This is a genomic window from Paenibacillus caseinilyticus, assembly GCF_027533645.1.
Taxonomy (GTDB): Bacteria; Bacillota; Bacilli; order Paenibacillales; family NBRC-103111; genus Paenibacillus_G; species Paenibacillus_G caseinilyticus.
In genome coordinates this window covers 129261-142384 of the sequence record NZ_JAQAGY010000009.1, presented here as the reverse complement: position 1 = coordinate 142384, position 13124 = coordinate 129261, and the positions used below count along the sequence as shown (strand labels likewise).

At 55.4% G+C, this 13124-nt stretch carries 11 protein-coding genes; 4 read left to right on the top strand and 7 right to left on the bottom strand.

The annotated features are described in order from the left end of the window. Positions 1–109: 109 nt before the first annotated feature. The 3 genes from O9H32_RS15660 to O9H32_RS15650 all read right to left on the bottom strand — a co-directional run bounded on the left by O9H32_RS15660 (position 110) and on the right by O9H32_RS15650 (position 2014). On the bottom strand, positions 110–409 hold the full coding sequence (locus O9H32_RS15660; RefSeq protein WP_269867052.1) for a barstar family protein: 300 nt from the start codon (positions 407–409) through the stop codon (positions 110–112). A 104-nt stretch (positions 410–513) separates the two neighbouring features. Continuing rightward, positions 514–954, bottom strand: a complete 441-nt coding sequence (locus O9H32_RS15655) for a ribonuclease domain-containing protein (RefSeq protein ID WP_269867051.1) — start codon at positions 952–954, stop codon at positions 514–516. Between the two features lie 223 nt (positions 955–1177). Beyond that, the gene (locus O9H32_RS15650; protein ID WP_269867050.1) at positions 1178–2014 is read right to left on the bottom strand and encodes a DUF2797 domain-containing protein; all 837 of its coding nucleotides are present in this window, start codon (positions 2012–2014) and stop codon (positions 1178–1180) included. 417 nt (positions 2015–2431) lie between these two features. Here O9H32_RS15650 and O9H32_RS15645 point away from each other — a divergent pair, with 417 nt between their 5' ends. Both O9H32_RS15645 and O9H32_RS15640 read left to right on the top strand, forming a co-directional pair. After that, on the top strand, positions 2432–2674 hold the full coding sequence (locus tag O9H32_RS15645; protein ID WP_269867049.1) for a hypothetical protein: 243 nt from the start codon (positions 2432–2434) through the stop codon (positions 2672–2674). Between the two features lie 41 nt (positions 2675–2715). Next, a complete protein-coding gene (locus O9H32_RS15640; RefSeq protein ID WP_269867048.1) occupies positions 2716–6375 on the top strand; it encodes a CBM96 family carbohydrate-binding protein in 3660 nt (1219 codons plus the stop codon). 167 nt (positions 6376–6542) lie between these two features. Here the strand turns inward: O9H32_RS15640 and O9H32_RS15635 are convergent, their stop codons facing one another. The 4 genes from O9H32_RS15635 to O9H32_RS15620 form a co-directional block, all read right to left on the bottom strand. Beyond that, positions 6543–8333, bottom strand: coding sequence for a helix-turn-helix transcriptional regulator (locus tag O9H32_RS15635; RefSeq protein ID WP_269867047.1), 1791 nt, complete (start codon positions 8331–8333; stop codon positions 6543–6545). A 128-nt stretch (positions 8334–8461) separates the two neighbouring features. Continuing rightward, positions 8462–9040 (bottom strand): sensor domain-containing protein, encoded by a 579-nt coding sequence (locus O9H32_RS15630; RefSeq protein WP_269867046.1) that lies wholly within the window; start codon positions 9038–9040, stop codon positions 8462–8464. A gap of 168 nt (positions 9041–9208) precedes the next feature. Beyond that, entirely contained in the window at positions 9209–10561 is a 1353-nt protein-coding gene (locus O9H32_RS15625; protein ID WP_269867045.1) for an erythromycin esterase family protein, read from the bottom strand. A 320-nt stretch (positions 10562–10881) separates the two neighbouring features. Further along, on the bottom strand, positions 10882–11016 hold the full coding sequence (locus O9H32_RS15620) for a hypothetical protein (RefSeq protein WP_269867044.1): 135 nt from the start codon (positions 11014–11016) through the stop codon (positions 10882–10884). A gap of 220 nt (positions 11017–11236) precedes the next feature. Here O9H32_RS15620 and O9H32_RS15615 point away from each other — a divergent pair, with 220 nt between their 5' ends. Both O9H32_RS15615 and O9H32_RS15610 read left to right on the top strand, forming a co-directional pair. Beyond that, the gene (locus O9H32_RS15615; RefSeq protein ID WP_269867043.1) at positions 11237–11827 is read left to right on the top strand and encodes a TetR/AcrR family transcriptional regulator; all 591 of its coding nucleotides are present in this window, start codon (positions 11237–11239) and stop codon (positions 11825–11827) included. Positions 11828–11941: 114 nt separating this feature from the next. After that, complete coding sequence (locus tag O9H32_RS15610) at positions 11942–13123, top strand: MFS transporter (RefSeq protein ID WP_269867042.1); 1182 nt, start codon at positions 11942–11944, stop codon at positions 13121–13123. The last annotated feature ends 1 nt before the right edge of the window (position 13124 follow it).

Below are 13124 nucleotides of genomic sequence, written 5' to 3'. Positions count from 1 at the left end.
TGTCTCCCGGAACATTCCTTCTTTGGTAAATGAAAGTTTAGAATTGTCGTAAGGAATAGATCCCGCTGGTCAACCGTGTACAGCCAAGTTTACTGTTGCCAGGGGAGGCTTACCCCTGCTCCGACGTGCCGCCGTTCTCGATAATCAGCTCCAGCCCCGGCATCTCCGAAGCTGCGTCCCGCAGCACCTGAACCAGCGCATGGACGCGTTCACCCAGCTGCCGCCGGCTGTCTTCAAAGTGGATCCACCGGATGACCAGGGGAGCTGCGGCGTAGTCCATCAGGCAATCATAGAGGGCATCGAGATTATGGCCGTAGTAATCCGGGAACAGGAGCCGTGTTTTGAACTCCTGGTGAAACGAATCCATCGTCTTCAGTTCCTTGCCGTCAAGCAGCAGTTCGGTAAGCATGGTTTAGGGGTCTCCTTATTCCGGTTCGTTATGGGGATGTCTTGCTCTATTTCAGTAAAAGGGACCTGCTTCCAGGAAGCAAGTCCTTTTTCGCTGCTATAAACTCAGTACCATCTCTTGAACGTTTGATAGTGGTCGCTGGTCGTGTAGTAGAGGCCGTCATTGGAGAAAACGACACGCTGCGCACCACGGCAGCCCGACTTATAATAGGCGTCGGCTTCATACCAGATGCGTCCTGCTTTGGCCGGCAGTTTGCCCTCCCGGTTAGAGAACACGTCGCCTCCGATGCTGTAACCCGGTGCAACGGTGGCCAGGTTGCATTTGCTGGATACCCAGCCTCTCTGGTTTGCCTCGGACTTGGTCAGGAAGTTATCCGGCAGCCATCCGTATGCTTTGATATGGTTGATAATGCCGGCATAGTCCGTAGGCCCCGAGACGGCCGCTTCCGCAGCAGGAATACCTAGTGGAGCTAACGCACCGATACTGCCGAACACCAAAGCCAATACGAGAACTACCGAAGCCATGAACCTGAACATCGACTTCATTACCTAATGCCTCCTTTGCAAAATGGATAAAATTACAAATTGATTATACTGGAAGCCGGTTCAATTTTTTGTAATGTTTTTGTTAACCTGCAGAGGGTGATTCCGGCAAGAAAATTCCGGTAGAAAGACTCTCAGTAAAAAATCCACAAAAAAACAACCTTCGTCCGGCAGGTGCCGGACAAAGGCCGCTTCAGTTAGAAATGATACATAGGGGATGATAGCTTTAACGAACGAGCAGGTCTTCTTGTTGCTCTTCATCGGCGGTCTCTTCTACAAGATCCATCGAAACCTTGTAGCCGCTGAATTTTTTGACGTTCATGACGGCGCCCTCGAAGATCAGATAGTTGCCCTTGATGCCGATGAGGCGGTCCGTGATCAATGGAGCCTTGGCGAGATCGTAAGTCTTGATCTTCTCGGGCGACTCGAGAAGCGGATAGACGAACTCGTAGACATCGCTGTCATCGAGCAGGTAAGGCCTGAACGCCTCGGGCACATGCTGGAGAAGCTCCCGGCGGCTCTGCAGAAGGTCGATTTCATCGACCTGGCCTTTAAGCATTTTGCGCCAGTCGGTCTTATCCATGACATGCTTGCTCAGCTCGAATTCGAGTTCGCCGGCAAGCTTGCGTGTGGGGAGCTCCGCGATCGGGATCGCCTGCAGCGCCCCCTGGTCTGTCCAGCGCTTCATCTGGTTGCCCTTGCGGGTCAGCCCGACCTTCAGTCCGCTGCTCACGGCAAGATACACATAATGGGGAACCATGCAGTAGGTCTTCGCGAACTCGGGATCGCGGCAGGTGCCTTGGTCGAAGTGGCACTCGTGCGGCTTCACGATACACAGATCGTTCTCCGCGAGCTCGGTGAAACAGGGATAGCAGTATCCGGAGTTGTAGGTCTTCTTGATCCTGCGGGAGCAGTGAACGCAGCGGATCTCTCCCGTGAATTGGATGTGTACGGTGCGGCCGACCCAATCGTTGAGACTAATCTCGGTATCGTCCAGCTTCAGGCTATAGTGAACCGGCGAGTCGTGCCGGTGGGTGAATCCTCTGAGTATTCCGGTTGGCATAAGACAGTCACTCCTGCTGCATAAGATGGGTGGACTCTAGAAATCTATTATACCTAATCTATTATACCCTTTTCTCACTCAAAGGAACAGGAGAGGCCCTGTAGAGCAAGCTTGCAAGCGCCGGGGAGGGGCAAGCTTGCGGGCTTCGGAACAGTTGGCCGGGCGGGCGGCGTGACAGGGACCCTCCATGCAGAGCCAGAGGTGTATAGACGGCCTGGCGTTGTTGGTCTTAGCGGGCTATCTTTGAGAATACTAGAATTTATATCTCACCAGAGCTCGACTCTGTCTTCTTGTGTTTCTTACGAACGCGTATCGTCCTTAAAGGAGGGTGAAGCCCTTTACTCGCGAAATGAAAAAAGCGCTAACAATTGATGTGAATAGAAACTTGTGCCATACTGCTAATGGAGGTGGTACAAAATGTATGAAAATCCCAATATCAAGGTGAGGGATTACAAGCAGCTGATCTCCGGCATTGAATTGTTCGCAGCTTCGCTGTATCAGCGGCACGTTCACATCTGGCTGATGCGTCCGGAGACGGAGCGCATGCTGGACAAGAGCGGCGTGGTCCAAGGGTACGATGATGAGTATGTACAGATCGGCGGCGTCCGCTACAGCCGGGCCTGGTGCAAGTTCTTTGTCGGCAGCCGGATCCGGGCCTAGCTGTCTGCCGGTAGTTTGTTCATGGGAGAAAGGATGAAATAGTGAAATCAACAAAAGGATGGATTCCCCGGCTGCTGCTGTGCAGCCTGCTGGCGATGGCGGTGCCGCCGTCTGCGGAGGGATGGGCTGCCGCTTCTTCTCCGGTTCTGGTCGACGACCTCGAAGACTGGAGCCGGGTCTACGACCGTTCGGCGTCACTGGTTCTGCGTGAGTTCCCCGGCGGGGCGGACGATCTGACCCGGGTGCAGTCAAGCGGCAGAGGAGAGGAATACATAACTTACCGGACGAAGGATCCCCTTCGTTCTTTTGCTGTGGATGCTTATTATACGCCGGGAGGGCGGCCGGTGGATCCCCCGGCGTTCTATGCATCCTCCGACCAGGTGACCTACTCGCCTGTGACGGCGGATGTCTACGATCAGGGCGGGTACTTGCGGTCGGTACGATACGAGTCGGCGGACCTTCCGCCGGATACGCGCTATCTTCAGATCCGGTACCCGGCGGGCGCATCCGGAGAACCTCCTTCCATCGGGAAGGTGGTTCTGAACGGTGCGGCCGGCGTGCGTTCTTCCCTGCCCGCCGGGGTAGTCCCCTACGGCAGCAAGGCGGTGCTCGATACGCCGACCGTAGGAGCGGCGGTGTATTACACGACGGACGGCAGCGATCCCCGTACGTCGCTTACCCGGCAGCCTTATGAGGCTCCGGTGGATATGCTCCGGTATACCGTGCTGAAGACCTGCGCCTTCCTGGACGGGGCGGGGGCAGGGCGCGTCTCCACGTACCGCTACCTGCCGATTCCGGCCGGATCCGGGGAAGGGCGGATCTCTCCGGCGCTGGAGGATGGGTACGTGGACGGCGGTGCGCCGCATGCCGCATATGGCGGCGGGGGCGTGCTGCTGGTCAAGAAATTCCGCAGCCGGGAGGCGTACTTCAAATTCAGGCTGCCGGCCGGGGGCGAGACGGACACAGTCACATTTCAGGTGTACGGCTATGCCTCCGATGCTTCCCGGGCGCAGGCTCTCCTGAGGCTGTATTCGGTCTCCGGAGGGTGGTCCGAGGGTTCGCTGGCCTATGCGAATAAGCCGCTGCCGCTGTCCGTGACGGCTGCGGCCTATGGCGGCACCGGGCCGCCAGGAACGCCGGGAATCGCCGGTGCGGCAGACAGCCTGCCTCCACCGGCAGCCGGGACAGCCGATGCGGTCTACGGCCTGCCATCGTCTTCGGTCACTGGCGATGCGTACGGGAACGCACCGCTTCCCGTCACAGACTCGGTCTATGGCGGAGAGGACGGTTCATCGGTAACCGGACTTACCTACGGCCAGCTGCTGCAGGAGCAGAGGCTGGAGTACGGTACGCCCGGCTGGCTGCAGTTCGATATAACCGGATATGCGCAGGAGGCCCGGCGCCTGGGAGTTCAAGAGATCAGCCTGGCACTGGTCAATGCGACCGACGGCATGACCTTCCTGAACAGCCGGGAGTCGGGGGAGACCGCCCCGTTCCTGATGTCCTCTCCGGGGGGGGGCCCGGGCCTGACGGATCCGCTCGATACCTTCGGGAAGATCTACAGCCGGGCGAACGTGTACCTGACCGGCAGCGACCCGGCCAGTTTCGGCGGCGATGCCTCCCGTCTGACGCGCAGCTCTACGGCCAAGGGGAGCATAGTGTACCGTACCTCCTACGACATCGGCTCCCTCTCCGTCTTCGCCTACCAATATGCCGGGTCTGCCGTAGAGAAGCTGCGTCTGTATGTCTCGAAGGACGGCATGGCGTACGATGAGCTGGAGGCGGAGACCTACGGCGCGGGCCGGGCCTCCGGCAGCTGGCAGCCCTATGTCTATGACGCCGGGGGACTTGCGGAAGGCATCCGTTACCTCAGGATCGAGCTGCCGGAATCCTACGACAAGCCTTGGGCGCAGCAGATCTCCCTGGTACAGCTCAACCGGGGCACGCCGGCCGTCCAGCTCAAGACCGAGCGGGGGGCAGGGGGGCTGCAGGCCGAGCTGAGCTCCGCTTCTTCGGGAGCGAGCCTATTCTACAGGCTCGGGGAGGATGCGGCATTCGAGCGTTATACCGGTCCGATTGCGCTGACAGGCCATCCCCGGCTGCAGACGTATGCGGTGGCGGACGGAAGGGAGCCGAGCCCGCTGCGCACGTATGAGCTCAATGCGACGGATGAGATCAAGGTCGACCGCTTCGGGCAGATCGTGTCCGCCCCGTTCCCGGAGAAGGTGAAGAGCGAGCGGGAGCTTCGGCAGGACGCCAAGGACGATGCCGCCTATTATGACGGCTTGAACCCGCCCGTAACGTGGGATACTTATGGCGGACTCGCCGGGAGCGCAGAGCGGTACGGCCTTGCCGGGACAGGCTATTTTGCGGTGGGGGAAGCCGAGGGACGTCCGGTGCTGAAGACGCCCGAAGGGAATCTGTTCTTTAGCCTGGGCGTCAACGGACTGACGAATATAGAGACGTATACGATGGTACGCGGACGTGAGGGGAAGTATGAATGGATTCCGCCTGCCGAGGGCGAATACCAGCCGGCCTTCGTCCCCGGCGACCCGGGCAGCTTCTCGTATTACATGGCGAACAAGTACCGCAAGATGGGGAGGTTCCCGAGCGGCGGCGGCCTCTATACCGAGGCGGTAGGGCGTCTTAAGAAGTGGGGGTTCAATACCGCCGGGGGCTATTCCCCCGAGCAGTACGGCAGCGCGAACCGCTTCCCTTACGTGCGGATGCTGCCTCTGAGCTGGATGGATTGGGCCAAGATCCCAGGCCTTAGCTTGTTCGATATCTTCGCGCCGGACGCGGAGAAGAAGATCGACGAGACGTTCGCGGCCGTTCTGCCCGCACACCGGGAGGATCCCATGCTCCTCGGATATTTCCTTGACAATGAATACGACTACCACAAATTCCACCGGCAGGTGCCGAAGCTCAAGGGAAGCAAGGCCGCCATCAAGCTGCGCCTGGTGAGCGAGCTTGCGGCAAAGTACCGGAGCATCGGGGCGTTCAACGCGGCCTGGGGATCTTGCTTCACTTCGTTCGACGACATGAAGGAGAAGGAACTCCCGCTGCAGAGCTCGGCCTCGTGGAAGGATATGAACGACTTCTTCGAGCTCTATCTCGATACGTTCTACGGAACGGTCTCGCGGATCTACCGCAAATACGACGGGAATCACCTGCTCCTCGGCGACCGGTGGATCACCACGCCGTTCCACGATGCGAAGCTCCGGGGCTATCTCGCCGAAGCGTCGGGCAAGTATATGGATGTCATCTCGATCAACTATTATACGCGCAAGATGGAAACGGACCTTCTAAGCGAAGTGCATGTGAAGTCGGGGGGCAAGCCGATCCTCTTCAGTGAATTCGGCTACGGCACGGCCGAGCAGGGGTTAAAGCCGCTCGTGCCGGGAACGGCGGCGAATCAGAACGAGCGCCAGCTGAGGTACCGCAATTATGTCGAGGGGGCGGCCAGCCTCGGTTATGTCGTGGGCGTGCACTGGTTCAATTATGTGGATCAGGCCCCCACGGGGAGGTATTGGCAAGGCATCGGGGATTGGGCGGAGCGGTACAATTCCGGACTCGTCAATGTTGCGGACAGGCCCTACAAGACCTTCCTGGCCGGAGCGATGAGAACCAATTACGATATTTACCAAGTGCTTCTTGGCGAGCGTCCGCGCTTCTATTATGATTTCAGCAAACCCCAGTGAAGCGTCGAATAAAAAGCAATAAATAAAAGCAGCGTCCCATAAAGCTGCTTACATGAGGAGAGTCAAATAAGCCCTGCTCCGCGGAATGCGGGGCAGGGCACTTGGCCGTCGGCCCGGGTGTCCAGTCGTCCTGTATCGTTCGGCTCCCATCGAACCGTCTCGTCTAACTAATGAATGATCCCGATGTCCAATGCTTTCTGGTAAGCCTCTTCCTTATTGTGTACTCCCAGCTTGATATAGGCAGAGGAGGCGTAGTTTCTGACTGTACCGTCGGACAAATTCAGTCTGGAGGCGATCGTCTTGTACCGCAGTCCTTTGGCAACTAGCTGCAATATTTCTACTTCCCTGGCAGTCAGCTCATAGTCAGCGGCTGCTTTCAATTGCGGAGATGGCATGCTCCCATCGAATCTCTCGAATATTTTGTGGGACATCTCCTGATCGATCAACGTACCTCCTCGGTGAACAAGCCGGATCGTATCGGCCAGCTCAAGCGGAGCGGCCGATTTCAGGAGGAACCCGTCCGCGCCGTTACGCAGCAAGTCCAACGCTTGGTCCGTATCCTGAAAAGTCGTAAAAATCAATACGCGGATATGCGGCCATTGCTGCTTGATCAATTTGGCGGCCTCCGCTCCGTCTAAGCGCGGCATATCCAAATCCATAAGCACTACGTGGGGCTGAAGAGATCCGCACAGGTCGACGGCTTGCTCGCCATCCTCAGCCAAGCCGACTACGTCTAAATCCTGGTGATGTCCGAAAAGTGTCCGCAGACTTTCCCGAAAAAACGGTTGATCGTCGGCCACCAGCAGACGAATAAGCTCGTCCGCCTTGTCCGCTGCTCTCGGCAAATTACAGACGACAAGCGTCCCGTCTCCCGGCTTCGTATAGACGGACACTTGACCCTGCAGATTCATCGCCCGCTCCTTCATCGCGTTCATGCCAAAGCCCTCCCGCCATTCTTCCATCCCTCTTCCGTTATCCTGCACCTCGAGCCTCGTATATTGCTGCTCGAATTGCAGAGTAACGGTGATTTCCGTGGCCTGGCCGTGACGAACCGCATTGGTAAGCGACTCCTGCAAGCAGCGAATGAAGGTCATCTTCGCTTGCCGGGACAGCCGGTACTCCTCTCCGTACGCGCTGAAGCTTACACCGACTTGGGCATGCTCCTGAAATTCATCCCCAAGCTTTTGCAAAGACATGACCAATGAAAGCGACTGCTGCGCGGACTCCATTTGATGCAAGTAGCTCCTCACTTCCTCGATACTGTTGCGGCCCAGCTCCAACAAGGAATCGAGCCTCTGAGTACCGGTGTCGGTAGCAAGCTCGGAGCGCAATGCTTCCATGCCCATGATGAGGGATGTATAAGCATGGCCGACCGTATCGTGGAGTTCCCTCGACAGTCTGTTCCGTTCTTCTGCCAGCGTGATGCGCTCGATTTGGGACATATATTGCTCAAGTACCCTATTTTGCTTGCGGATCGTAGTATTCTGCCGATGGTTGACGATCAATAAATGAAAAGCGAATCCCATCACATAAGCAAGTCCATAGTAGGTGACCATGAACCAATAGCTGTTGCTTGGCGCAACCACATAGAATACTCCCGGCAATATAAAGACGGTTGCCGGGGCCGTCCAGCGATACGACTGCTGCGCGCTGTTCGCCGCGATCAGAAACGTGGATACCAGGAAGGTAAGATAGGCTTCCGGAAATAGCGAAGTTAAATGAATACTTAGTCCGCCAAACAGCAGGATTTCTGTGAGTAAATAATATTTGTAGCTCAGCTGCAGACAAACCCATGGAATAGAGAAAACGGCAATCTCTAAAAAAATGACGATCCACAGAGGCAGCGCCAAACCCTCCTGAAAACGTATCGACGTGAGGATGAGCGAAACGCTGGTAATAAGGCGGAGCCCCAGCATAATCCAATCATACCAAACCCACTGTTTCACCATATCCAACAAGTCGTTCCACCCCTAAGCGGCTTTCTGTTTTATTTCCAATCCTATTATAGTCTAAACCTTAAGGCTGTGCCTATGTTGTTATTTAGGCTGCGGCACCAGCACTATCGCAAAGACCGGCAGCAAAACAGCTATCGGTTTAGCTGCCTGGTCATGCTGCGCGTATAGCCTCCGATTTTTTTCGCCAAACCATCGGCCAGCCTGGAGCTTATGGCCGCAAGCACCACGCCCACAGCCATGATAAGAAGTGATTTCGCAAAGGTGTCGACCTCCAGGAACATGAAATTCATATCCATGTGCCGGTACAATAAGGGTGCCAACAGGCAAGCAAGGGGGGTCACATAGAACACGGCTGCACAGACGAGACTAACGAGTCCGATCAAGAATTTTCGCATTAACCAAAAGACGGCGGACCAGTTGCGGCGGTCCGTAAGCTCAAATTTGGATTGAGCCCAGACCGATGCACCCGTTGCTGCTCTTCTGTAATAAGGGTCTGTCGTGATATCGGTATACCTTTTCGTCTGCGTCCGTTCGAACTGGATGAACACTGTAGTCGTTCGCAATACACGGGTAACCAGGGGAATGCCGATGACTGTGAATGAAAGACTTAAACTGAACGATAAAGCCACCAGGTAGAAGCAAAAGTAAAAAAATCCTGTAGCGAAAGTGAACAATAAAAAATAACCATTCCGGATGAAACCTGATTTCATGAGGTTCATCGCTCCTCTCCGTGTTATATCCGCATCGTACGGCGTCTTGCGTCAACCCTGCCAGTGTAAAAATGTCATATGACATGTTCGGCTTGTGCTAAACAGATAGGACAAGATGCAAAACAATCCCATTCCTGGTTGACCCAAGCAGGGATTGTCATAAGGTAGTTACTTCATATGCGACGGACTGGTTTGGCGTATGTGTAAAACAAGATCAAACTGATCCAGGAGGGACACATCAAAGAATGGCGACTCGTTCGGGACGACTTGTGCCCCAAGGCTCAGCAGCCCTCTCTTTTCTCTCACCCATTGCTCTGCCTCCCCCTTGAGATGACGATGATCCAACAAAAACATTTCATGTGAGACCTGTCCCAACGTATCATTGGAACTGTTCTCATCCTGCGGAATCGGATTTGTCGAAAGCTTGTTGTCGCTGGAAGAGCTGAATTGGCTGTATAAGGTGTAACTCCCCTCCGTGGTGGTGCTGCCCATGACGACATATTGATCGCCTAGACGATTTTTCAAAAACTGTCCGGCTCCTTCAGGGTATAACTTTTTATCGATGATGCCCTTGGCTACATGTATATTGTGTCCCCAAATCATCGTTTTGCCGCCTAATGCCTCTTGGGCCCACATGGCATGATCTGCTAAAAATTGTTCATGCAGCTTCAATAGGCTTGGATAGTCGCTTGCATTCATCATCGTTGTGAAATTCTCTATCGCCTTCGCCGTTGCTCTTATCCAGATCAGTTCGGTTGAACCGTTCTCAGGGTTTGCCTGCTTGGTCTTGTTATCGAGCAACCGGACTACGTTCTGAGCGTCAACCTTGAACCTTTCTTTCGCCTCGGGAGCCAGCTTCATATAGTCCTGCAAGTTTCCAGTCACAGCAGGCAGCTCTTTATAACTTTCTTCCACTTCTGCCAGTGCATCAGGGTGATGCTGCTTCACATAGTCAATCACTTTATCATAGACGCTTGGATCCAGTGTCTTTAAGTCAAGTCCGATAAACTGGATTTTGCTCTTGTTCGATGAATTGGCATTATAATCCTTCATCCATTCCACCATGGCTATAATTTCATCTGTCGGATACAGCAGCTTCAAAAATTCTCTGGGATCTCCTTGTCCCGTTTGGATGTAATCGTTGAGCTTTAATCCGTTTCCCCAATCTTCTTCCATGGCGAAATTCGTAAAGCCCATCTCGGTGACCAAATACTTCACAAGGCGAAACTTCATCGTGAAAATTTCGGAACTTCCGTGATTATTTTCCCCGAGCCCCACGTAATGGGCAGCCCCTATCATGTTCTTAAGCGGCTTTAGATCATCGAACGGTTGGTTCGGGTCCAGTGTCTTCAACGGCTTCACCTGGGATTCAATGGATTGGACGATCTTATTCTGGATCGGTTGAGCAGAACTGGCGGTTTCCCTTGATTGCACTTCCTTTCCAACGTTCCCTGCACATCCTGCAGCCAATAATGCTGCACTAACCAATAAAGCCAGGCCGCCATACATTTTCTTCCTCATTCTGTTTCCACCTCTGTTGAGTTATTTGGAAAAGCAAGATTGATCCGCCAACGCACCATGCGTCAATCGCTTCATCCGATTGTCACTCATGTACCGTCACGTTTCCTAGTTACGAAAGATCATGAATTGGTTTGACAAGCGTCACAAGGACATGATTACATTTCTACCCTGCTTGGGGCGGGGGCAGATCTATCTTAAGAAAACCTGAAGGCACACCAAAAAAGGCTTAGCCGCTTCAGTTTCGAAGCCGGCTAAGCCTTATAGAGGGTGGGGGGAACGGGCGGGCGAGAAGATCTTCGGCCGGAGGGATGCAGGCGCGTCTAATCTTCCCGTTTCTCGATACACTTGATGACGGCCTGACTGTTGTCCGACATGAAGTTGCAGAACTCGGCGTACGTGTCAAAGCAGTGATCCTGATCGTCTACCGTTACGATGTACATTGACTTATCATCCATGACAACCATCACTCTCCTTTACTTACATATATGATGCAGGAGCGAATGTAGTACAAGATGACCGGCCATGATCCAAAATAAACAGCGAAGTTGTTTATAGGATCATTACCCCCATCCGGTAGTGTTGAAACATCGGGCGTCCTCCTATTGACGCTATGCACCATTTGGCATAAGATGGATGACAGTGATCACTGACATTGCAGGAATGGAGGAACAGCATATGAACGGCAGTACCCCTCTGGGCAGCGACGATAAGCTGCTGCTCGCGGCCATCGATCTTATAGCGGACAAAGGATACAACGGCGTATCGACCAAGGAAATTGCAGCCGCCGCGGGACTCAGCGAGAAAACCCTGTTCCGGCGGTTCGGCACGAAGCGGCATCTGCTGGAGTCCGCGTTCGACCGGTATCACTATGGGGAGGAGATGAAGAAGCTTTTCGCGGAGAGGCTGGTGGGAGACCTGCGGCAGGACCTGCGTCTGATCTCCCGGACGTATCATGACCTCATGAACCGCAACCGCAAGATGATTATGATCAGCATCAAGGACGAAGGGCATCTGCCGGGCTTTCAGGAAATGACACGGAAGCATCCCCAGCAGTTCATGGAGGGGTTGACCGAGTATTTTAGGACCATGACCGGGAAGGGGAAGGCTGTGGTGCCGAATCCGGAGCTCCAGGCCGCGGCCTTCCTGATGATGCAGTTCGGGGCCTTCATGAACAACCTGGAGAACGGCGGTGCGTTCGCAGGCATCACACTCGAAGGGTTCATCGAAGAGAGCGTGGAGATTTTTGCTAGAGGGGGGGCTCTCTAGTTTTTTTAAGGCTTGAATGACAGTCAGTGCTGACAGACATTCTGCATAGAACACTTCGGGTAATCATACGGTAAAAATGGAAAAATGTGCTTACGCAGTTGGAGGAGGGATAAGATGGATCGGTTATGGACGAAACCTTTCATTGTATTGACCTTGGCAATGCTGTTTCTCGGCACCGGATTTTATCTGCTGCTGCCGACACTGCCTCTTTACATCCAGAAGCTGGGCGGCACAGACAGCCAGATCGGCCTGGCCGCCGGTGCCTTCACGATCGCCGCAGTAGCCTTCCGGCCGCTGGTCGGCGCCCTGCTGGACCGGTACGGCAGACGCCTGTTCATCCTCTGGGGGCTGGCGGCGTTCACGCTCTGCATGGTGCTCTACGACTGGGCGGCGGGCATTGCGGCGCTGATGCTGCTGCGGATGCTCCATGGCGTAAGCTGGGCCGTGACGACCACTTCCATCTTCACCTCGATCACGGACAGCATTCCGGCTTCCCGGCGTGCGGAAGGCATGGGCTGGTCGGGGACGGCCATGACGGTTGCCATGGCGGTCGGGCCATTGCTCGGATTGTGGGTGCTGGAGCATTTCTCCTATCCGTATTTATTCGCATTCGCTGCGGCTCTGTCCGCCGTCTCGATCCTTCTGGCGTTGGGTGCCCGCATTCCGTTTCGGCCTAAGGCGGCCGCGCGGATGGTATTCTTCGACAAGTCGCTTGCCCCCATCGCCGCCGGCGTCTTCTTCCTTGCCGTCGCCTATGGAGGCGTGACAACCTTCCTGCCGCTCTTTGCGGGGTCCATCGGTGTGAACGCGGGGCATTTCTTCCTGATCTATGCGATCACGCTGACCTTGATCCGCCCGCTGGCCGGCTCGCTGTCGGACCGGCGCGGCGAATTGGCCGTGATCGTACCAGGCCTTGGCCTGACGGTCGCCGCCCTGGTCGTGCTTGGGAACGCCGGCGGCCTGACCGGCGTGATCACCGCTGCGGTACTCTACGGAATGGGCACAGGCGCATCGCAGCCGGCCCTTCAAGCGGCCGTGCTCCGGATGGCCCACCCGGAGCGCAAGGGAGCGGCGAACGCCTCGTTCCTGACCGCGTTCGACCTGGGCATCGGGCTGGGCTCCATCGGTCTCGGATGGGTATCCCAATACCTCGGGTACCCGTCCTTGTTCCTCATCAGCGCGGTCTCGGCCGCCGTATCCCTCTTCATAGCCGCTGTCTTCGTGAGCCGGATGCTGAAGCACCGGGTCCCCGTACAAGAGAGCGATCCTATAATCCAAACGACCGAAGGAGTGTGAA